Origin of the sequence: Propionivibrio sp. (assembly GCF_047602565.1) — a bacterium.
GTDB lineage: Bacteria > Pseudomonadota > Gammaproteobacteria > Burkholderiales > Rhodocyclaceae > Propionivibrio.
Genome location: NZ_JASGGX010000001.1, coordinates 3,841,798 through 3,861,064, shown reverse-complemented (window position 1 = coordinate 3,861,064; position 19,267 = coordinate 3,841,798). Strand labels below are relative to the sequence as shown.

Sequence of the window (19,267 nt, the reverse complement as noted above, 5' to 3'; positions counted from 1 at the left end):
TGGCACGCAGCCTGCTTTAAGCATGGCGTCACTCAAGGAGCACACCATGAACCTGCACGAACAACCCATTGGACAACTCGCCTGCGCCCTGCCCGGCGCGACCCGTATTTTCCACCAGCACAAGCTCGATTTCTGCTGCGGCGGCCACGTCAGCCTGCGCGAGGCGGCGGCCAAGCGCGGCGTCGACCTCGCCGCGCTGTTGAAGCAGCTCGAACCGCTGCAAGGCGGCGAAACGCAGATTCGCGACTGGCGCAGCGCGCCGGCCGCCGAGCTGATCGACTACATCCTGCGCCGCTACCACGAACGGCACCGCGAGGAGATTCCCGAGCTGATCCGCCTGGCGCGGCGCGTCGAGCACGTGCATGCGACGCGCCCGGATTGCCCGGCCGGCCTCGCGGACCATCTCGACGCCATGTTCCAGGAACTGCTCAGCCACATGATGAAGGAGGAGCAGGTGCTCTTCCCGATGCTGCTCGCCGGGCGCGAGGCCGAGGCGCAGTCGCCGATCTCGATGATGCGCTACGAGCACGACCAGCACGGCGAGGCGCTCGCCCGCCTGGAGGCGCTGACCGACGACATCACCGCGCCGGCAGACGCCTGCAACACCTGGCGTGCGCTGTATGCCGGCCTGGCGAAGCTGCGCGAGGACCTGATGCAGCACATCCACCTGGAAAACAACATACTGTTCATCAACGCCGGACACATCGTCTGATGCCGGCAATCAGCTACGGGGTGCGGGGCAAAATAAAAAACGATTGACCACGGCGGCGCGGCGAAAAGCAGATTTTGTTTCTCGCCGTGCCGCCGTGGTCAAATCGCTTTTTCTCCGTACCTTCCGTGGCGCGCTTTTCATTTGCCACGCATGACATGAAGGAGACCCGCACGATGGCCGATTCGCTCCTGCCCACGGCGCCCGCCCTCGACGAGCCGCTGGAAATGCTCGGGGCCTGCCATGACCGCATCGAGGCCCAGCTGCGCACGCTGGAGCGGCTGCTCGACTACCTGCCGGCGCACGGCGCGGACGCGCAGGCGCGCGGGGCGGCGCAGGCCGTGCTGCGCTACTTCGAACTGGCCGGCCCGAACCACCACGAGGACGAGGAGCGCGACCTGTTTCCCGTGCTCGCCGCCCGTGCCGCGCCGGCCGAGGCGGCAAGCGTGCAGGCCCTGATCCGCGACCTGCTCGACGACCACGCCCGGATGGCCGCCGCGCTCGCCGTGATGCGCGGCCAGCTGGCGCCGATCGCCGCGGGCGAGGCCGCGCAACTGGACGAGGCGGCCGTGCGGCGGCTCGCCTCGCTGTACCGCGGCCACATCGCGCGGGAGAACGGCGAACTGCTGCCGCTGGCGCGCCGGCTGCTGGCGGCGGACGACGTACGCGCGCTGAGCGTCGCCATGAGCGCGCGCCGCGGCGTGAAGCACTGACGGCCGGCCGGCGCTGCCGCCGGCCCGGCACCTCCCCTGCCTACTTGATCTTCAGCACCCGCTCGATTTCCGACTTGTACAGCTTCTGGATCTCCGGATCGTAGCTGTTCATGAACTTGTCGATGACCGGCTGCACCGCCTGGCGCATGCGCGCCAGTTCGGCGGGCGGCACGTCGTTGTACTGCATGCCGGCCTTCTTCAGTTCATTCACCGATTCCTCGGCCGCGGCCAGGCTGACCTTGCGCTGGTAGTCGCGCGCTTCGAGCGCGGCGTCGCGCAGAATCTTCTGCTCGGTGGCCGACAGCTTGTCCCAGAAGATCTTGCTGACCAGGATGATGTTCGCCGCATAGACGTGGTTGGTCGCGCTGACGTACTTCTGGACTTCGTAGAACTTGTTCGAGCGGATCACGTTGAACGGGTTTTCCTGGCCGTCGACCGCCTTGGTCTCCAGCGCCGTGTACAGCTCGCTGAAGCTCAGCGGCATGGGCGAGGCCTTGAGCGCCTGGAAGCTTTCCAGGAACACCGGGTTGGGAATCACGCGCAGCTTCAGCCCCGCGAAATCCTCCAGTTTGGCGATCGGGTGCTTGCTGTTGGTGGTGTTGCGGAAGCCGAGGTCCCAGAAGGCCAGCGCGATCAGGCCCTTTTCCGGCAGCTTCTTGACCAGCGCGTCGCCCAGCGGCCCGTCGACCAGCGCGAAGCCCTGCGGGTAGGTGCTCACCGCGAACGGGAAATCGATGACGCCGAGATCCTTGACCAGCCCGACGATCGAGGTGGTGGCCGGCGACTGCATCTCCTGCGTGCCGCCGCGCAGGGCCTGGGTCTGCTGCTGCTCGGTGCCGAGCTGGTTGGACGGATACTCCTTGACCTGGATCTTGCCGCCGCTCTTCGCCGCGACGATCTCGGCGAACTTCTTCACGCCCGCGCTCACCGGATGGTCGAGGTTGTTGAGGTGGCCGAAGCGGATGGTCCGCTGCTGGATGTCGTCGGCGCCGGCCGACGTTCCCGGCAGGATCAGCGCGCTTGCGGCCGCGCAGAGCAACATACCGGCAAATCTGTTTTTCATGACAATATCCTCCGTTTTATCTACCGTCCGAGAGTTACGAAAGCCAGCGCATCGGCACCAGCACCAGCGAGGGGAACAGCACCAGCAGGAACATCAGGGCCGTTTCCGCCAAGAGGAACGGCCAGACCCCCTTGATCACGTCGTCGAGTTTTTCCTTCGACACGCCGGCGACCACGTTGAGCACGTTGCCGACCGGCGGCGTGAGCAGCCCGATGGCGTTGTTCATGATGAACAGCACGCCGAAATAGATCGGATCGATGCCCGCCTGCCTGACCACCGGCACCAGGATCGGCCCGAGGATCAGCACCGTCGGCATCAGGTCGAGCGCGGTGCCGATGACGATCACCAGCACGGTGATCACCAGCATCAGCAGGATCGGGCTGTCCATGAACGGTTCGAGCATCGCCACCACCTGCGCCGGGATGTCGGCCACGGTGATCAGCCACGCCGAGACCATCGCGCTGGCGACCAGGAACATGATCGTCGCCGAGGTCTTCAGCGCGGCCAGCGCCACGTGGGGCACGCGCCTGATGTCGAGTTCCCGGTAGATGAAGAGCCCGGCGAACAGCGAATAGAACACGGCCACGGCCGCCGCCTCGGTCGGCGTGAACACGCCGGCCTTCATGCCGCCGATGATCACGAAGGGCAGCACCAGCGCCCAGACGCCTTCGCGCAGCGCCTTGCCGAGACGCTTGGGATCGAGCCTGCCGCCGCTCTTGCGGAAATCCTTGCGCGCCACCAGCCACCACGTGAACGCCAGGGTGAAGGCCATCATCAGACCGGGAAAAATCCCCGCCAGGAAGAGCTTGGTGATCGACAGCTGCGCCGTGACCCCGAAGATCACGATGGGAATCGACGGCGGCACCACCGGCGCGATGCAGCCGGCCGAGGCGATCAGGCCCGCCGCGCGCGGCACCTTGTAGCCGCCGTTGCGCATCATCGGAATCAGCAGCGCGGCCACCGCCGCGGTATCCGCGACGGCCGAGCCGGAAATGCTGGCCACGATGGCCGCGGCGATGATCGCCACGTAGCCCAGGCCGCCGCGCACGTGCCCGACCAGCGCGTCGGCCACGTCGACGATGCGTTGCGAGAGGCCACCGGCGTTCATCAGCTCGCCGGTGAGCATGAAGAAGGGCACGGCCATCAGCGGGTAGTTGTTGGCGCCCTCCAGCAGGTTCTGGGCGACGATCTGGGTGTCGAAGTTGCCCATCTGGATCATCATCGCCACGCCGCAGATGAGCAGGGCGAAGGCGATCGGCGCGCCGAGCGCCATGGCGCCGAGCAGGGCCAGCACGAACGTGGCGATGGTCATCGTCGCCCCCTCACTCGACCGAACGCGCGTGGGTCGGCACCAGTTCCTCGCTCGGCATGCGGCCCGTGGCCTGGCGCCACAGCGAATGCGCGAGCACCAGCGACATGCCGATGCTGGCCACCAGCAGCGCGGCCTGGATGATGCCCATGGGAATGCCGGTCACCGGCGCCATGTCCTCCATGCCCAGCACCACCTGCCGCCACGAGCCGTGCACCAGCAGCACGCAGCAGATCAGCGTGAGCAGGTCGGCGGCAAAGCGGCAGACGCGCCGCCCGCGTTCGCCGAACAGGCTGATCACGCTGCTCATCCCGAGGTGCGCGTTCTCCTTCATGACGATCAGCGCGCCGATCAGCGTGATCCAGATGAACAGGAAGCGCGACATCTCCTCCGAGAAGACGATGCCCGTGTTGAACCCGTAGCGCAGCACCACGTTGCCGAACACCAGCGTCACCATGACGCCCAGCACGGCGACCAGGACCCACTCGACGCAGGTGACGAGTTTGTTGAGAAATATCACGTTGACCGCTCCCATGAAATCAGATGAACGAAAAAAGCTCCGGCCTCCTCTCCCTCCCCTTCAAGGGGAGGGCCGGGGTGGGGATGGGGTAGGTGCCCTGCGTCGGGTCACACACCAGTGCAGCACCCCATCCCCCACCCGACCTCCCCCTTGAAGGGGGAGGAGCCGATGCGCCGCCGCAGGTACAATCCATCCCCGCGCCACGGACAAACAGCCTCCCCCCGCAGCCGGTCAAGCCCATTTAAGCAACGTCTTGTATCGCCAGTTTGTCGGCAGCGGCCCGGCTTGTATCCGTCTTTGTCAGGAAGGCGAACGACACATGCCGATACAAACCGGCGGCGCGCGGAACTGGCAAAACCCGGCAGGAGGAAGTTAAATCACCCCCATGGACGAACAACGGCCCGCCCACATCCTCGTCGTCGACGACGACCGGGAAATCCGCGAACTGGTCGGCGACTACCTCGAACGCAACGGCTTCCGCGTCTCGCACGCCGGCGACGGCAGGCAGATGAACGCCGTCCTGGCGACCCGGGCGCCGGTCGACCTGATCGTCCTCGACCTGATGCTGCCCGGCGAGGACGGGCTGTCGATCTTCCGGCGGCTGCGCGCGGAGAGCCGTTCGCCGGTTCCCGTGCTGATGCTCACGGCGCGCTCGGACGACGTTGACCGCATCATCGGCCTCGAACTCGGCGCCGACGACTACCTGGCCAAGCCCTTTGTCCCACGCGAACTGGTGGCGCGCATCCGCGCGGTCCTGCGCCGGGTGCGCATGCTGCCGCCGTCGGCGCTGGCCGAATCGGCCGTGCGCACCATCCGCTTCGGCGACTGGCGGCTCGACCTCCTGCAGCGCAACCTGATCGACCGCGGCGGCGTGGTCACCCCGCTCGGCGGCGCCGAATACGGCCTGCTGCGCCTGTTCCTCGACCACCCGCAGCACATCTTCAGCCGCGACCAACTGCTCGCCCAGCTCGCGCGCCGCGAATTCGAGATCGAGGACCGCTCGATCGACCTGCGCGTCAGCCGCCTGCGCCGGCGCCTCGGCGACCACGCCCGCGACCCGCGCTACATCCGCACAGTGCGCAACGAAGGCTATGTGTTCGCGCAGCCGGTCAGCTACGAGGCCTGACGGTGTTCCGCTCGCTCTCGGCGCGCCTGTTCGCCATCCTCACCGTCGGCCTGGGCGCCATCCAGATCGTCAGCTTCTTCGGCTTCATCGTCTTCCGCGGCGAGGAGATCAAGGAACAGATCACGCGCTTCCTCGGCGCCGACATCTCGTTCGCCTACGACTTCATGCGCAGCCTGCCGCGCGAGCAGCGTCCGGAATGGCTGGCGCGGCTCAACCAGGGCTTCCACTACCGCTTCTCGCTCGAACCGGCGACCGGCACGATCGAGAACGTCATGCCCGACGACGAGCGCCTCGCCCGCCTCTCGGCGATCCTCAAGGCCGACCTGCCGCCCGAGGCGCAGCTGACCTTCCGCCTGCCGCCCGGCGTGCCCGCCTCGGTGCGCGACAAGGCCATCCAGACCGTGCTCTCGATCGACGACGACGAACGGCTGGTGCTGCACCTGTTCGACCCCTTCAGCCTGCCGTCCGAAGGCGCGCTGCTCGGCTACCTGGGCGTGGTGCTGCTGGCCGTCACGCCCTTCGTCTGGTGGGCCGTGCGCCTGGCGACCCGGCCGATCGACCGGATGCTCGGCGCCGTCGAGCAATTCGGCCGCAACCCCAATTCGCCGCCGGTCTCCGAATCCGGGCCGCAGGAACTGCGCCAGGCCGCCCGCGCGGTCAACGCCATGCGCGAGCGCATCCTGCGCCACATCGAGGAACGCACGCAGATCCTCGCCGCCATCGCGCACGACCTGCAGACCCCGCTGACCCGCCTGCGCCTGCGCGCCGAAGCCCTGGACGGCGGCGCGCCGCGCGAGCACATCATCCGCGACGTCGAGTACATGGCGGAGCTGGTCACCGAAGGCCTCGACTACGCGCGCAGCGCCCACCTCACAGAGAAGCCGAGCGTCATCGAAGTCAACCAGTGGCTCGAAGGCATGGTCGACGACGCGCAGGACGCCGGCGCCACCTGCCGCCTCGCCGGCCAGGCCGCGGCGCCGTTCAGCGGCGCGCTGCGCGCCCTCACGCGGGCCATGCAGAACCTGATCGAGAACGCGCTCAAGTTCGGCAGCGAGGCGGAAATCCGCATCGAGGACAGCGCCGACCGCCTGATCATCCGCGTGCTCGACGACGGTCCCGGCCTCGACGAAGCCCTGCTGCAGAAGGTGCTCGACCCCTTCTTCCGCGCCGAACTCTCACGCAACCGCGACACCGGCGGCAGCGGCCTGGGCCTGAGCATCGCCCGCAACATCGTGCGCGCCCACGGCGGCGAGATCGTCCTCGCCAACCGCGCCGGCGGCGGCCTGCAAGCGACGGTGGAACTGCCGCGCAGACCGCCCGCACGTTGAACTCACGCCTTCTTCGCCTCGGGCATATCCCAGTACTTAAGCTTCCACGCGGCGCGCGTGCCGCAGGCCACGGCCGCGCCGACCGCCCAGAAGACGCTGGCCACGCCGATGGCGGCGCCGACCGAGCCGAAGACCAGCGGGGTCAGGATGCTGGAAACGTTGATCGAGATCAGGCGCAGGCCGAGCGCCTCGCCCTGGCGATGCACGGGCGTGATGTGGTGCAACGCGCTCATCACCATCGGCTGCACCGAGCCGAGCGAGAAGCCGAGCAGCGCCGAACACACGCCCATGCCCAGCGCCGACTGCATCAGCGGATAGACGCCGTACAGCAGCGCGGTGGCCACCATCGCCCCGACGATCACCGCCCACTCCCGCAGGTGCGCCACGATGTGCGGCAGGAACAGGCGCACCGTCGTCGCGGCGACGGCGAAAACGCCGAGGATGACGCCGATCATCGACGCGCTGATGCCCCGCTCGTGGCCGAGCACCGGCAGCACGAAGGTATGCACGTCCCAGCACGAGGAGAGCAGCCAGTTGACCAGCAGCAGCAGGCGCATGCGCGGTTCGACGAGCAGGTCCCACGAACTGTCGCGCGGCGCCGCCGCCTCGTCCCCCGCGTAGCGCGGCGTGTCCTGCGCGTTGCGCACCAGCAGCCACGACCCCAGCGCCAGCACCGCCATCGCCGCGAAGCAGGCGCGGAAGCCGGCATGGTCGATCACCAGCCCGGCCAGGAACGGCCCGACGAAATTGGCGATCGCCGGCGCCAGCGCCATCCAGCTGAACACCTGCTTCAACTGCACCGGATCGTCGGCCAGGCGGCCGGCGTGCCGCTGCAGCGTGATCACCGCCGCGCCGGTCGCCGCCCCGGTCAGCAGCGCCGCCGCGCACAGCGCCGGAAAGACCGGCCACAGCGCCGCCAGCCCCGCCCCGAACACCGCCAGACCCATGCAGATCGTCACCGGATGCTTCAGGTTGTGGCGGTCCGCGTAGCGGCCGGCGGGAATGGCCAGGAACAGCTGGACGAAGGCGAACAGCGCCAGCAGCACGCCCACCGCCGCCGCGCCGTAGCCCTGGCGCAGGGACAGCAGCGGCGCCGCCATGCGCACGCCGGCCATGCAGCCGTTGAGGCAGATCTGCACGCCGATCAGGCAGGCCAGCGTGCGATTGAGCTTGACCCCGCCAGTCATCGGCCGGCCTCCGCCCCGCGTCCGGGACGGCGCGCGCCGCCGCCGGAGCGCATCTGCCGCCTCCCCCCGCGCCGCCGTGCGGGAGGAGGCGGCAAATGCGGCATTACGGCGCCTCCGAGACCAGCCGCCCTTCGGCGAAGAACAGATCCAGGTTGTCGATCACCCGCTGCGCCATGGCCAGCCGTGTTTCCTCGGTGGCGCTGGCGATGTGCGGCAGCAGCACCACGCTGTCCATGGCCAGCAGTTCGGCCGGCACGTGCGGCTCGTTCTCGAAGACGTCGAGCCCCGCGCCGGCGATCTTCTTTTCGACAAGGGCGCGCACCAGCGCCTGCTCGTCGACCACCGAGCCGCGCGACACGTTGATCAGGAAGCCGCGCGGACCGAGCGCCTCCAGCACCGGCGCGTCGATCAGGTGGCGCGTGCCCGGCCCGCCGGCGGTGATGACCACCAGGAAATCCGCCCAGCGCGCCAGCTCGATCAGCGACGGCTCGTGCGTCCAGGGCGCGTCGGCCACCGCATGCCGTGCGTGGTAGCGGATATCCATCTCGAAGCCCAGCGCGCGGCGGGCGATGGTCTTGCCGATGCGCCCCAGGCCGACGATACCCAGGCGCGCGCCGCTGACCTTGCGGCCGAGGTGGAAGCTGTTCGGCCCGCGCTGCGCCCACAGGCCGGAACGCACGTAGCGGTCGGCCTCCGGCGTGGCGCGCGCCACGTCGAGCAGCAGCGCGAACGCCGTGTCGGCGACGCAGTCGTTGAGGATGTCCGGCGTGTAGCCCACCGCGATGCCGCGCGAGCGCGCCGCGTCCATGGCGATCTTGTCGACGCCGACGCCGAAGCACGAGATGACCCGCAGCTTGGGCAGGGCCGCGATCTGTTCGGCCGAGATGCCGTAGAGCGCCGAGGTGGCGACGCCGGTGAAGCGCGCGCCCTGCTCGGCCAGGAAGGCCGCCGGGTCGGGCGCCTCGTCGAGCACGCCGACCGCGTAGCGCTCGCGCAGCCAGGTTTCGAGGGCCGGCAGCAGGCTGCCGATCTGCAGGATGTGGGGACGGTCGGAGGTAGTCATGGCGGCGATGTGAACGGTAAACGTTTAACTGAAAAGGCCCGGAAACGGCCGGACGGACGGACGAAGGAATCCGTGCATTCTAATCGTTTGCCCGATTCGGGCGGCGAAAAGAGGCGGCGAGGGGCGTACCATGGCGGTCTTGCGCCGGCGCCGGCGCCGGCGCCCGACGCGCATGCCGCCATACCGGAAAAAGGAAAAACACATGAACGAACGCTATTTCGTGATCTGCCGTGACGAGGACGACGGGAACGGCCCGCTGATCTTCGCCACGCACGGCTACTTCACCACGCGCTCCTGGGCCGAAAGCTACGCGCGCACCCTGCCCGCCCGCCGCGCGCCCCAGGTGGTGCTGGCGACGGGCGACTTCTACCCGCGCGACGCCTCGTCGGCGTGCGGATCGTGACCGCCGCGCCAGGAGAATCCCGCATGAGCATTTTCGACGAGCCCAAGATCGACTGCCACAACCACGTCTTCGACCCCGCCCGCTTTCCGTACCAGGAAGGCAATTTCTACCTCCCCGCCGGCCAGGAGCTGGGCACGCCGGCGCAGTTCCTGAACGTGCTCGACGCCTACGGCGTCAAGCACGCGCTCATGGTCGAGCCGAACTCGGGCTACGACAGCGACAACCGCTGCCTGCTCGACACGCTGGCGCGCGGCCAAGGCCGCCTGAAGGGGATCGCCGTCATGCCGGCCGGCGGCTCGCGCGGGCAGCTGGAGGAACTGCGGGCGCAGGGCATCGTCGGCATCGCCTTCAACCCGGCGCTGTTCGGCGTGGATTACTACGCCGGCGCCGGCCGCCTGCTGGAATGGCTCGGCGAGCTCGGCATGTTCGCCCAGATCCAGGTGCAGGGCGACCAGCTGCCGGCCATGCAGCCGCTGCTGGAAGGCTGCGGCGCGCGCCTGCTGTTCGACCATTGCGGGCGCCCGGAGGTGGCCGCCGGGCTCGGCCAGCCGGGCTTCGCCGCCCTGCTCGAACTCGGCCGCCGGGGCAACGCCTGGGTCAAGCTGTCGGGCTACGTCAAATTCTCGCGCCAGAGCTATCCCTACGCCGACACCTGGCCGTTCATCCGCGCCCTGGTCGACGCCTTCGGCGCGGACCGCTGCCTGTGGGGCAGCGACTGGCCCTTCCTGCGCGCGCCGGAACGGATCGACTACGGCCCGCTGCTGACGCTGTTCGCCCGCCTGTTCCCGGAGGACGCGGTGCGCCGCCGCATCCTGTGGGAGAACCCCGCCGCCCTGTTCGGCTTCGCGCCCGCGCCGGGGAACTGAGCGCGCGGCGCCGTCCGGGCGGACGGGCGCCGCGGAACCCGGCGCGCGCCGTCCCGGTCAGTACCCTGGCGCCGTCCCGGCCCCTTGCCTCGGAGAAACGATGCCCGCGATCCAAGCCTTTTTCAGCCGCGTCCTGGCGCTCTGCGCGCTGATCGCGGCGGGCGGCTGCGCCGGCCAGAACGCCTACTACGATCCGCAGAAGCCGCACCATCGGCCGCACGGCTTCGTCAACCCGGAAACGTCGCTGACGGCGGAGCGGACGCCCTGGTACGAGGTGCTCCAGCGCCGCTGGCGCGGGGATTTCCGCCCGGAGGCGGAACCGGAGGGCGGCTACGCCGCCTTCGCCGCCAGATGGCGCGGCGAGGTCGACCGCGCGCTGCTCGCCGAACGCCACCAGGCGCCGGTGATCACCTGGCTCGGCCATGCCGGCATGCTGCTGCAGGTCGGCGGCCGGAACGTCCTGCTCGACCCGCACCTGGGCGACTACGCGGGGCCGTTCGCGTGGCTGTCGTCGGCGCGGCGCGTGCCGGCGCCGCTGTCGGTCGCCGAGCTGCCGCCGATCGACCTGGTGCTGATTTCGCACAACCACTACGACCACCTCGACCGCGCCACGGCGCGCGCCCTGGCCGAGCGCTTCAAGCCGCGCTGGCTCGTGCCGCTCGGGCTCAAGGACTGGTTCGCCGGCGAAGGCATCGCCGACGTGGACGAGCTCGACTGGTGGGACGCACGCGAGGACGGCGGGCTGACGATCAGCCTCGTGCCGGCGCAGCACTGGAGCCGGCGCGGACTGTCCGACACCAACGCCTCGCTGTGGGGCGGTTTCGCCGTCGAATGGCGCGCGCCGGGGTCGGAAACCCCCTGGCGCTTCCTGTACACCGGCGACACCGGGTACGCGCCGCTGTTCAAGGAAATCCGCCGCCGCCTCGGCCCGGTCGATTTCCTGGCGGTGCCGGTCGGCGCCTACCTGCCGCGCGACTTCATGCGGCCGCAGCACGTCAACCCGGCGGACGCGGTGCAGATCCTGCGCGACCTCGACGCGCGGCAGGCGCTCGGCGTGCATTGGGGCACCTTCGAGCTGACCCGCGAGCCGTTCGACCAGCCGCCGAAAGACCTCGCCAGGGCGCTCGACGACGCCGGCATCGCGCGGGAACGCTTCTGGCTGCTCAAGCACGGCGAGAGCCGGCGCATCGATCCGGCGCCGCGCCGGCCGTAGCGATGCGGCCGCGTCGCCGCGCGCGGGGAATGCGCGGATAATCGTCGCCGGCGGGCGCAACCGGCCCCGCACCTCGAATTTTCGGAAAGGCGGAACGATGCAAACCCACAGGATCGCCGTGATTCCGGGCGACGGAATCGGCAAGGAAGTCGTCCCCGAAGGCCTGCGCTGCCTCGAAGCGGCCGCGCGCAAGTACGCCGTCGGCCTGCGCTGGGACGAGTTCGACTGGAGCTGCGACTACTACCTCGCGCACGGCGCGATGATGCCGGAGAACTGGAAGGCGCTGATCGGCGGGCACGACGCCATCTTCTTCGGCGCTGTCGGCTGGCCGGAAAAGGTGCCCGACCACGTGTCGCTGTGGGGTTCGCTGCTCAAGTTCCGGCGCGAATTCGACCAGTACGTCAACCTGCGCCCCGCCCGGCTGATGCCCGGCGTCCCGTCGCCGCTGGCCGGCCGCCGGCCCGGCGACATCGACTTCCTGATCGTGCGCGAGAACACCGAGGGCGAGTATTCGAGCGTCGGCGGGCGCATGTTCGAAGGCACCGAACGCGAATTCGTGGTGCAGGAGAGCGTCTTCACGCGCATCGGCGTGGACCGCGTCATCCGCTTCGCCTTCGAGCTGGCGGCGAAGCGCTCCAAGAAGCACCTCACCTCGGCGACCAAGTCGAACGGCATCTCCATCGCCATGCCCTACTGGGACGAGCGTTTCGCGGCGATCGGCAGGGACTACCCGGAGGTGCGCACCGACAAGTTCCACATCGACATCCTGACCGCCAACTTCGTGCGCCATCCGGACTGGTTCGACGTGGTCGTCGCCTCCAACCTGTTCGGCGACATCCTCTCCGACCTGGGACCGGCGTGCACCGGCACCATCGCCATCGCGCCGTCGGCCAACCTCAACCCGGAACGCCGCTTCCCCTCGCTGTTCGAGCCCGTGCACGGCTCCGCGCCGGACATCTACGGGCGGGGCATCGCCAACCCGGTCGGGCAGATCTGGGCCGGCGCCATGATGCTCGAACACCTCGGCCACCCGGACGCGGCGGCCGCCATGCTGCGCGCCATCGAGGCCGTGCTCGCCGGAGGCCCGAGGACGCCGGACATGGGCGGCAGCGCGTCGACGGCGGACGTCGGCAAGGCCATCGCCGAGGCGATCGCGGCCGGCGCCTGACGGCGCCTGCCGCCCCGGCTCAGAAGCCCAGACCCTGCCCCGCGCCGCAGAGCGTGGCGACGCCGAGCACGCCGAAGATCGCCGCGGCGATGCCATGCACCACGCGCACCGGGATGCGCTCGGCGATGCGGTCGCCGAGCAGGACCGCCGGCACGTTGGCGATCATCATGCCGCAGGTCGTCCCGGCGACGACCGCGTAGTAGGCGTGGAAGCGGGCCGACAGGGCCACCGTGGCGATCTGCGTCTTGTCGCCCATTTCGGCGAGGAAGAAGGCGATCAGCGTGGTGCCCAGCACGCCGAAGCGCGTCAGCCGGGCGTCGTCCTCCTCGAACTTGTCCGGGATCAGGGTCCACAAGGCCATGCCGATGAAGGACACGCCGAGAATCCAGCGCATCGTTTCCGGGGCCACCTGCGAGGTCAGCCAGGTGCCGATGGCGCCGGCGAACGCATGATTGACCAGCGTGGCCAGCAGGATGCCCAGGTTGATCGGCGCCGGCTTGCGGAATTTCGCGGCCAGGATGAAGGCGAGCAGCTGAGTCTTGTCTCCGATTTCGGCCAGGGCGACGACGCCGGTCGAAATGAGGAAGGCTTCCATTTTTTTATGTCCCCGGCCGGATTCGACGATCGACCATGCGGCTTCTCCGGCCCGAGGAAGCGCATGGTCAAAGGTCTTGCCTGGCCGAACGGCTGCCTGCGCCACGCCTTTTCAGGCAAGTGTGTTGACGCAGGCTCCTTCGCTGGAAGGGCGGCTACTCCCCGATGACGGCGCGCATTATACGCCAAGCATCCGCGGCCGCGCCAGAAAAGGGAAAGAATGAGGCCGGCGCGCGCGGGCGCTCAGGGTTCGATCGTCCGGTACACGACCTCGACGACCTCCACCTCCCGCCAGCCGGCCGGACTGTGGAAGCGCACCTGGTCGCCCTCGCGCGCGCGGATCAGCGCGCGGGCCAGCGGCGACACCCAGCTGATCCGCCCGCGCGCGAAATCGGTCTCGTCGATGCCGACGATCTGGTAGGTCTGCTCCTCGCCCTGTTCGTCGCACAGCGTCACCGTCGCGCCGAAGAACACCTGGTCGCGGTTCTCGCCGCGCGCCGCCGGGTCGACGACCTCGGCCAGATCCAGCCGCCGGGTCAGGAAACGGATGCGCCGGTCGATCTCGCGCAGGCGCTTCTTGCCGTAGAGGTAGTCGCCGTTCTCCGAGCGGTCGCCGTTCGACGCCGCCCATTGCACGACCTCGACCACGTGCGGCCGCTCGACGCGCAGCAGCTGATCGAGCTCGTCCCTGATGCGCGCGTAGCCGCCCGGCGTGATGTAGTTGCGGGCGCCCTGCGGCAGGCTCGGCGAGGTGTCGACGCCGTCGTCGTCATCCTCGTCGTCGGTCTCGCGGGTGAAGGCCTTGTTCATGTGCTCCGGGAAAACGCGAAAGTACTGGAACGGATGATTTAACCACAACGCGCGCGGCGAAAACATGGCCCGGCGCCGCGCTCCCCGAGGCTTCGATCACGCTGCGGGCCGCCCCGTTCCGCCGTTGTTTTTTCGCTCCGGAGCGCCTACCATTGTCTCCGCCATCGCGCTTGCCGGCATGCGGCAGGACACGTGGAAAGACAAGGGCTGCGATCCGGGGGACGACCGTACGGCAGGAATACGGATGGCAGCCGATCATGAGTTGGCCGATTACTGCCGAATGGAAAAAACGATGCTGACCGAAAAGGAAATAGCCGATGCCCGCGCCACCCTGAACGAGCTTCAGGTGGAGCACCGCGACCTCAACCTGATCGTCGAGCACCTCGCGGCCACCCCGCTGCCCGATCAGGATCAGTTGCTGATCCAGCGGCTGAAGAAGCGCAAGCTCGCGCTCAAGGACAAAATCTACCAGCTCGAAAAGATGCTGGTGCCGGACATTCCGGCGTAAACGACACGGCCGGCAGGGCCGGTCAGAGGAACAACCTGCCGATTCCCCAGAACAGGGCGCCGATCAGCGCGCTGCACGGGATGGTCAACACCCACGCCCAGACGATCGAGCCGGCGATCCCCCAGCGTACCGCGGAGAGCCGCTTCGTCGCGCCGACGCCGACAATGGCGCCGGTGATGGTATGCGTGGTTGATACCGGAATGCCGAGCGCGGTGGCGAAGAACAGCGTGGCCGCGCCGCCGGTCTGCGCGCAGAACCCGCCGACCGGCTTGAGCTTGGTGATTTTCTGCCCCATCAGCTTGATGATCCGCCAGCCGCCGAAGACGGTGCCCAGGCCGATCGCCGCGTAGCAGCACGCGACGACCCAGTAGGGCACGTGGTCGCCGGGCTGCATCATGCCGCTGGAGAGCAGCAGCATCCAGATGATCCCGATGGTCTTCTGCGCGTCGTTGCCGCCGTGCCCGAGGGCGTAGGCCGAGGCGGAGAACAGCTGCAGCAGGCGCGACCATTTGTCGACGCGCCGCGGGGTGGTGTTGCGGAACAGCCAGGACACCAGGATCATCATCAGCGAGCCGAGCACCATGCCCAGCAGCGGGGAAACCAGGATGAAGGCGACCACCTTGATGACCCCGGAGGTGATCAGCGCCTCCGGCCCGGCATGCACCAGCGCCGGCCCGATCAGCCCGCCGATCAGCGCGTGCGACGAGGACGAGGGGATGCCGTAGTACCAGGTGATGACGTTCCAGGCGATGGCGCCGGCCAGCGCGCCGAAGATCACGTAGTAGTCGATGGCGAAGGGTTCGATGGTGCCCTTGCCCACCGTCGCCGCCACCTTCAGCTCGAAGATGAAGATCGCCGCCACGTTGCAGACGGCGGCCATGGCCACCGCGGTGTGCGGTTTCATGACGCGCGTGGAGACGACCGTGGCGATCGCGTTGGCGGCGTCGTGGAAGCCGTTCATGAAGTCGAACGCCAGGGCCATGGCGACGAGCAGCACGATGACGCCCATGCCGATGTTTGCGGTATCCATGGGACGACCGCTCAGGAGTTTTCGATGACGATGCCTTCGAGGATGTTCGCCACATCCTCGCAGCGATCGGTCACCGTTTCGAGCAGTTCGTAGATGGCGCGGTACTTGATCAGTTCGCGGACGTCGGGCTCCTCGCGGAACAGGCGCGACATGGCGCCGCGCATCTCCCGGTCGGCGGCGGATTCGAGCTCGTCGATCTCGCGGCACAGCTTGAGGATCTGGCCGCCGTTGTCCATGGAAGTGAGCAGGCTGACCGCGGTGCGCACGCGCTCGGCGCATTGCAGGCCGATCTCGCTCAGCTTGATGGCTTCCGGCGTGATGTGGCGGATGTTGTACAGCGTCACCGTGTGCGCGGCATCCTGGGTCAGGTCGAGGATGTTGTCGAGGTTGGTGATCAGCTGGTGGATTTCCTCGCGGTCGAGCGGGGTGATGAACGACTTGTGCAGCTGGCGCATGGTCTCGTGGGTGATGTTGTCGGCCGTCTTCTCGGCCACATCGACCAGATGGCACTGCTTTTCCGCTTCTTCGTCGGAACCGTTGAACACCGTCAGCAGGCCCACCAGCGCCTTGCTTCCCAGAACCACCTGCTCCGCGTGGGCGTTGAACAGATCGAAGAACTTCCCGTCACGGGGCATGAATCGCGAGAGCATCTTGTTTTTTCGTCAGTTGGGAACGGCGCGGATTATACATCCCGGAAAAGGGTTGTTAAGGATTTGTTACGTAAGGATTTCTGCCAAATTTCCCGGAAAAGCAGCGGCCCGGATGGACGCAATCGGCCATTTTTCAAGGGCGCGGATCGCCCGGAAAAAGGTCCCGCAGGGAAACGATCATCTGCATGCAACACCGCCGTAACCTCGACCGCCCAGACTGCCCTCCGCCACGATTCTTTGCGGAGACCAGACCATGACGACCACCCCCATCCAGGCCGACCCGCAGCGCCGGCCGGCCAGACGCAAGCTTTCCGTCGGACTCGCCCGCTCCGAGTGGGACGTGATCGAGGCGCAGCGCCTGCGCTACCGAGTTTTCGCCGAGGAACTGGGCGCCCGGCTGCCGACCGCCGTACCGGGGATCGACCAGGACATCTACGACCCGTTCTGCCAGCACCTGGTGGTGCGCGACGACGCGGAAGGCTGCGTGGTCGGGACCTACCGCATCCTGTCGCCGGAAAACGCGCGCCGCATCGGCAACTATTACTCGGAAAACGAATTCGACCTGACCCGCCTGCAGCTGCTGCGCCCGCGCCTGGTCGAGATCGGCCGCTCCTGCGTGCATCCGGACTACCGCAGCGGCGCGACCATCGCCCTGCTGTGGAGCGGGCTCGCGCAGTACATGCTGGAACACAGCCACGATTATCTGATCGGCTGCGCCAGCATCGGCATGGCCGACGGCGGGCATGCCGCCGCCAGCCTGTTCGGCCGCCTCGGCGAATACATGAGCCCGCTGGAATACCGGGTGTTCCCGCGCTGCCCGCTGCCGCTCGACGCCCTGCGCCGCGACGCGCAGGCCGAACTGCCGCCGCTGATCAAGGGCTACCTGCGCGCCGGCGCGTACATCTGCGGCGAACCGGCCTGGGACCCGGATTTCAACACCGCCGACCTGCCGATCCTGATGCCCATATCGCGCATGGACCTGCGCTACGCCAGGCACTTCATGGGCAGACCGGATTGAGCGGCGCCTTGCCGCCCGCCCCGCCGCCGCTGCGCTGGGTGCGCTGCGCCCGCCTCGGCCTGCATCTGCTGTGGGGCATGACCACCGTCGCCTGCGCCTATCCCTTTCTGAACGACGCGGTCCGGCTCTGGCTGAAACGGCGCTGGTCGCGCCAGCTGCTGGACATCCTCGGCATCCGCCTGGCGGGACACCCGCGGGGCATGGCGCGCGGCAGGGAGGAAGCCCTGGCGCCGGGCAGCCTGTTCGTCGCCAACCACGTTTCCTGGCTGGACATCTTCGCGCTCAACGCCGTCCGCCCGATGGCCTTCGTCGCCAAGTCCGAGGTACGCGGCTGGCCGCTCGCCGGCTGGCTCGCCGCCAACACCGACACGCTTTTCCTGCGGCGCGGACAGCGCGGCCAGACGCACGCGATCAACCGGCGCATCGCCGAACTGCTCGCCGCCGGCAAGGACGTGGCGATCTTCCCGGAGGGGACGACGACGGACGGCTCGGTCGTGCTGCCCTTCCACGGGGCGCTGCTGCAGCCGGCGATCGACGGCCGCCATCCGATCCGGCCGGTGGCGCTCGCCTATTTCGCCGCCGACGGCCGCCGCAGCGCGGCGCCGGCCTATGCGGGCGACACCAGCTTCGGTGCCTGCCTGGCCGCGATCCTGGCCTGCCGTTCCCTGAGCGTGCGCCTGCGCCCGACGCCGCCGCTGGCGCCGCCCGGCGTTGCCGCCGGCGCGGACCGCCGCGCCCTGGCCGCCTCGGCGCGCAGCGCCATCGCCTACGCGCTCGGCATGGCTGCCGAGACCCCGGCGGCGGCAGACGCCGGCGGATACGGCGGGAAGCGCGGCCTCCCCGAGGCGCCGCCCGGGCCGGCGGCGGGAGCCTTGCCCCGGCCCTGCGCCGATACGCGGGGCAGGACATGACGGGAGCGGACCGGGAAAACGCCGGCGCGCTGCGCATACTGATCGTCACCGACGCCTGGGAGCCGCAGGTCAACGGCGTCGTGCGCACGCTCAAGATGACGCGCCGCGAACTCGAACGCCGGGGCCATCGCGTGGGGATCGTCTCGCCGCTCGAATTCCGCTCGTTCCCCTGCCCGACCTACCCGGAAATCAGCCTGGCCGTCACGCACGCGGCGGAACTCGCCCGCCGCATCGACCGCTTCGCGCCCGACTGCCTGCACATCGCCACCGAAGGCCCGCTGGGCTGGCTGGCACGGCGGATCGCCCTGCGCCGCCGCTGGCCGTTCACCACCGCCTATCACAGCCGCTTTCCGGAATACGTGCACGCGCGCTTCCGCATTCCCCCGCGCTGGACCTACGCCGCGCTACGCCGCTTCCACAACGCGGCGTGCGCCACGCTGGCGCCGACCCCGGCCATCGTGCACGACCTCCGGACGCGCGGCTTCCACGGCGCCCGGCTGTGGTCGCGCGGCGTCGACCTCGAAGTCTTCAGCGACCGGGGCGAGCGCCCGCCGCGCGCCACGGACGCGCCGGTGTTCCTGTACGTCGGGCGCATCGCCGTCGAAAAGCAGGTTGACGCCTTCCTGCGGCTCGATCTGCCCGGCGAGCGCTGGATCGCCGGCGAAGGCCCCGAGCGGCGGCGGCTGCAGGCGGCACATCCGCGGGCGCGCTGGCTGGGCCTGCTCGACGGGCCCGCGCTGGCCCGCCTTTACCGCGCGGCGGACGTGCTGGTCTTCCCCAGCGTGACCGACACCTTCGGGCTGGTCATGATCGAGGCGATGGCCTGCGGCACGCCGGTGGCCGCCTTCCCGGTGGCCGGCCCGCTCGACGTGATCGGCCGGTCGGGCGCCGGGGTGATGCACGCCGACCTGCGCGAAGCCTGCCTGCGCGCGCTGGACATTCCCAGGGAACAGGCCCGCCGCCGGGCCGAGGAATTTTCATGGGAAGCGGCGACCGGGCAGCTGCTGGAGGCGCTGCGGCGCATCCCGCGCTGACGCGCCGCCGGGCCGGATCAGAGGTCGTCCGGCAGCCAGGGAAG

The 19,267-nt window shown here is 69.0% G+C and carries 21 protein-coding genes and 1 riboswitch; of the genes, 12 read left to right on the top strand and 9 right to left on the bottom strand.

The features are described 5' to 3' along the window. The first annotated feature begins 46 nt into the window (after positions 1-46). Together ytfE and QM701_RS18235 are read left to right on the top strand one after the other, a co-directional pair. Positions 47-712, top strand: coding sequence for an iron-sulfur cluster repair protein YtfE (ytfE, locus tag QM701_RS18240; RefSeq protein WP_415168427.1), 666 nt, complete (start codon positions 47-49; stop codon positions 710-712). A 173-nt stretch (positions 713-885) separates the two neighbouring features. Continuing rightward, positions 886-1,422, top strand: coding sequence for a hemerythrin domain-containing protein (locus QM701_RS18235; protein ID WP_415168426.1), 537 nt, complete (start codon positions 886-888; stop codon positions 1,420-1,422). A 40-nt stretch (positions 1,423-1,462) separates the two neighbouring features. Here the strand turns inward: QM701_RS18235 and QM701_RS18230 are convergent, their stop codons facing one another. From QM701_RS18230 to QM701_RS18220, 3 genes are read right to left on the bottom strand one after another with little or no spacing between them, the layout of a single operon-like run. Further along, complete coding sequence (locus tag QM701_RS18230) at positions 1,463-2,485, bottom strand: TRAP transporter substrate-binding protein (protein ID WP_415168425.1); 1,023 nt, start codon at positions 2,483-2,485, stop codon at positions 1,463-1,465. A gap of 34 nt (positions 2,486-2,519) precedes the next feature. Further along, positions 2,520-3,797, bottom strand: a complete 1,278-nt coding sequence (locus QM701_RS18225) for a TRAP transporter large permease subunit (RefSeq protein WP_415168424.1) — start codon at positions 3,795-3,797, stop codon at positions 2,520-2,522. A gap of 10 nt (positions 3,798-3,807) precedes the next feature. Then, entirely contained in the window at positions 3,808-4,314 is a 507-nt protein-coding gene (locus tag QM701_RS18220; RefSeq protein WP_415168423.1) for a TRAP transporter small permease, read from the bottom strand. A gap of 385 nt (positions 4,315-4,699) precedes the next feature. Between QM701_RS18220 and QM701_RS18215 the strand changes: the two genes are divergently transcribed. Together QM701_RS18215 and QM701_RS18210 are read left to right on the top strand one after the other, a co-directional pair. Continuing rightward, positions 4,700-5,440 carry a response regulator gene (locus tag QM701_RS18215; protein ID WP_415168422.1) on the top strand — a complete coding sequence of 247 codons (741 nt, stop codon included), beginning with the start codon at positions 4,700-4,702 and terminating at the stop codon, positions 5,438-5,440. A gap of 2 nt (positions 5,441-5,442) precedes the next feature. Beyond that, positions 5,443-6,768 carry a sensor histidine kinase gene (locus tag QM701_RS18210; protein WP_415168421.1) on the top strand — a complete coding sequence of 442 codons (1,326 nt, stop codon included), beginning with the start codon at positions 5,443-5,445 and terminating at the stop codon, positions 6,766-6,768. Between the two features lie 2 nt (positions 6,769-6,770). On the opposite strand, the gene QM701_RS18205 is transcribed toward QM701_RS18210, so the two are convergent. Together QM701_RS18205 and QM701_RS18200 are read right to left on the bottom strand one after the other, a co-directional pair. Then, positions 6,771-7,955, bottom strand: coding sequence for an MFS transporter (locus QM701_RS18205; protein ID WP_415168420.1), 1,185 nt, complete (start codon positions 7,953-7,955; stop codon positions 6,771-6,773). A 103-nt stretch (positions 7,956-8,058) separates the two neighbouring features. Continuing rightward, on the bottom strand, positions 8,059-9,018 hold the full coding sequence (locus QM701_RS18200) for a 2-hydroxyacid dehydrogenase (RefSeq protein ID WP_415168419.1): 960 nt from the start codon (positions 9,016-9,018) through the stop codon (positions 8,059-8,061). A gap of 202 nt (positions 9,019-9,220) precedes the next feature. Between QM701_RS18200 and QM701_RS18195 the strand changes: the two genes are divergently transcribed. From QM701_RS18195 to QM701_RS18180, 4 genes are all read left to right on the top strand, one after another. Beyond that, positions 9,221-9,421: a hypothetical protein gene (locus tag QM701_RS18195; protein ID WP_415168418.1), complete on the top strand. Its 201-nt coding sequence runs from the start codon at positions 9,221-9,223 to the stop codon at positions 9,419-9,421. 23 nt (positions 9,422-9,444) lie between these two features. Further along, the gene (locus QM701_RS18190) at positions 9,445-10,287 is read left to right on the top strand and encodes an amidohydrolase family protein (RefSeq protein ID WP_415168417.1); all 843 of its coding nucleotides are present in this window, start codon (positions 9,445-9,447) and stop codon (positions 10,285-10,287) included. Between the two features lie 100 nt (positions 10,288-10,387). Next, a complete protein-coding gene (locus QM701_RS18185) occupies positions 10,388-11,500 on the top strand; it encodes an MBL fold metallo-hydrolase (protein WP_415168416.1) in 1,113 nt (370 codons plus the stop codon). A 97-nt stretch (positions 11,501-11,597) separates the two neighbouring features. Continuing rightward, positions 11,598-12,668, top strand: coding sequence for a tartrate dehydrogenase (locus tag QM701_RS18180; protein WP_415168415.1), 1,071 nt, complete (start codon positions 11,598-11,600; stop codon positions 12,666-12,668). Positions 12,669-12,687: 19 nt separating this feature from the next. Here QM701_RS18180 and QM701_RS18175 read toward each other — a convergent pair whose 3' ends face one another. Both QM701_RS18175 and greB read right to left on the bottom strand, forming a co-directional pair. Further along, the gene (locus QM701_RS18175; RefSeq protein ID WP_415168414.1) at positions 12,688-13,263 is read right to left on the bottom strand and encodes a TMEM165/GDT1 family protein; all 576 of its coding nucleotides are present in this window, start codon (positions 13,261-13,263) and stop codon (positions 12,688-12,690) included. A gap of 9 nt (positions 13,264-13,272) precedes the next feature. Beyond that, positions 13,273-13,438: riboswitch (yybP-ykoY riboswitch) on the bottom strand. A 67-nt stretch (positions 13,439-13,505) separates the two neighbouring features. Then, positions 13,506-14,072 (bottom strand): transcription elongation factor GreB, encoded by a 567-nt coding sequence (gene greB, locus QM701_RS18170; protein ID WP_415168413.1) that lies wholly within the window; start codon positions 14,070-14,072, stop codon positions 13,506-13,508. A gap of 64 nt (positions 14,073-14,136) precedes the next feature. Here greB and QM701_RS18165 point away from each other — a divergent pair, with 64 nt between their 5' ends. Continuing rightward, positions 14,137-14,580 (top strand): YdcH family protein, encoded by a 444-nt coding sequence (locus QM701_RS18165; RefSeq protein ID WP_415168412.1) that lies wholly within the window; start codon positions 14,137-14,139, stop codon positions 14,578-14,580. A gap of 22 nt (positions 14,581-14,602) precedes the next feature. Here the strand turns inward: QM701_RS18165 and QM701_RS18160 are convergent, their stop codons facing one another. Next, positions 14,603-15,610: an inorganic phosphate transporter gene (locus QM701_RS18160; RefSeq protein ID WP_415168411.1), complete on the bottom strand. Its 1,008-nt coding sequence runs from the start codon at positions 15,608-15,610 to the stop codon at positions 14,603-14,605. Positions 15,611-15,621: 11 nt separating this feature from the next. Further along, entirely contained in the window at positions 15,622-16,260 is a 639-nt protein-coding gene (locus tag QM701_RS18155) for a DUF47 domain-containing protein (RefSeq protein ID WP_415168410.1), read from the bottom strand. Between the two features lie 253 nt (positions 16,261-16,513). Here QM701_RS18155 and QM701_RS18150 point away from each other — a divergent pair, with 253 nt between their 5' ends. From QM701_RS18150 to QM701_RS18140, 3 genes are read left to right on the top strand one after another with little or no spacing between them, the layout of a single operon-like run. Beyond that, the gene (locus QM701_RS18150; RefSeq protein ID WP_415168409.1) at positions 16,514-17,278 is read left to right on the top strand and encodes a GNAT family N-acetyltransferase; all 765 of its coding nucleotides are present in this window, start codon (positions 16,514-16,516) and stop codon (positions 17,276-17,278) included. Continuing rightward, the gene (locus QM701_RS18145; RefSeq protein WP_415168408.1) at positions 17,275-18,189 is read left to right on the top strand and encodes a lysophospholipid acyltransferase family protein; all 915 of its coding nucleotides are present in this window, start codon (positions 17,275-17,277) and stop codon (positions 18,187-18,189) included. Before QM701_RS18150 ends, QM701_RS18145 begins: the two co-directional genes overlap by 4 nt. Beyond that, complete coding sequence (locus QM701_RS18140) at positions 18,186-19,223, top strand: glycosyltransferase family 4 protein (RefSeq protein ID WP_415168407.1); 1,038 nt, start codon at positions 18,186-18,188, stop codon at positions 19,221-19,223. The genes QM701_RS18145 and QM701_RS18140 overlap by 4 nt, the downstream gene beginning before the upstream one ends. The last annotated feature ends 44 nt before the right edge of the window (positions 19,224-19,267 follow it).

Excerpts from the sequence above, each read along its gene's own strand:
- ytfE (WP_415168427.1), top strand. The coding sequence starts at position 47 with ATGAACCTGCACGAACAACCCATTGGACAACTCGCCTGCGCCCTGCCC.
- QM701_RS18235 (WP_415168426.1), top strand. The coding sequence starts at position 886 with ATGGCCGATTCGCTCCTGCCCACGGCGCCCGCCCTCGACGAGCCGCTG.
- QM701_RS18230 (WP_415168425.1), bottom strand. The coding sequence starts at position 2,485 with ATGAAAAACAGATTTGCCGGTATGTTGCTCTGCGCGGCCGCAAGCGCG.
- QM701_RS18225 (WP_415168424.1), bottom strand. The coding sequence starts at position 3,797 with ATGACCATCGCCACGTTCGTGCTGGCCCTGCTCGGCGCCATGGCGCTC.
- QM701_RS18215 (WP_415168422.1), top strand. The coding sequence starts at position 4,700 with ATGGACGAACAACGGCCCGCCCACATCCTCGTCGTCGACGACGACCGG.
- QM701_RS18205 (WP_415168420.1), bottom strand. The coding sequence starts at position 7,955 with ATGACTGGCGGGGTCAAGCTCAATCGCACGCTGGCCTGCCTGATCGGC.
- QM701_RS18200 (WP_415168419.1), bottom strand. The coding sequence starts at position 9,018 with ATGACTACCTCCGACCGTCCCCACATCCTGCAGATCGGCAGCCTGCTG.
- QM701_RS18195 (WP_415168418.1), top strand. The coding sequence starts at position 9,221 with ATGAACGAACGCTATTTCGTGATCTGCCGTGACGAGGACGACGGGAAC.
- QM701_RS18190 (WP_415168417.1), top strand. The coding sequence starts at position 9,445 with ATGAGCATTTTCGACGAGCCCAAGATCGACTGCCACAACCACGTCTTC.
- QM701_RS18185 (WP_415168416.1), top strand. The coding sequence starts at position 10,388 with ATGCCCGCGATCCAAGCCTTTTTCAGCCGCGTCCTGGCGCTCTGCGCG.
- QM701_RS18180 (WP_415168415.1), top strand. The coding sequence starts at position 11,598 with ATGCAAACCCACAGGATCGCCGTGATTCCGGGCGACGGAATCGGCAAG.
- QM701_RS18175 (WP_415168414.1), bottom strand. The coding sequence starts at position 13,263 with ATGGAAGCCTTCCTCATTTCGACCGGCGTCGTCGCCCTGGCCGAAATC.
- greB (WP_415168413.1), bottom strand. The coding sequence starts at position 14,072 with ATGAACAAGGCCTTCACCCGCGAGACCGACGACGAGGATGACGACGAC.
- QM701_RS18165 (WP_415168412.1), top strand. The coding sequence starts at position 14,137 with ATGGCCCGGCGCCGCGCTCCCCGAGGCTTCGATCACGCTGCGGGCCGC.
- QM701_RS18160 (WP_415168411.1), bottom strand. The coding sequence starts at position 15,610 with ATGGATACCGCAAACATCGGCATGGGCGTCATCGTGCTGCTCGTCGCC.
- QM701_RS18155 (WP_415168410.1), bottom strand. The coding sequence starts at position 16,260 with ATGCTCTCGCGATTCATGCCCCGTGACGGGAAGTTCTTCGATCTGTTC.
- QM701_RS18150 (WP_415168409.1), top strand. The coding sequence starts at position 16,514 with ATGACGACCACCCCCATCCAGGCCGACCCGCAGCGCCGGCCGGCCAGA.
- QM701_RS18140 (WP_415168407.1), top strand. The coding sequence starts at position 18,186 with ATGACGGGAGCGGACCGGGAAAACGCCGGCGCGCTGCGCATACTGATC.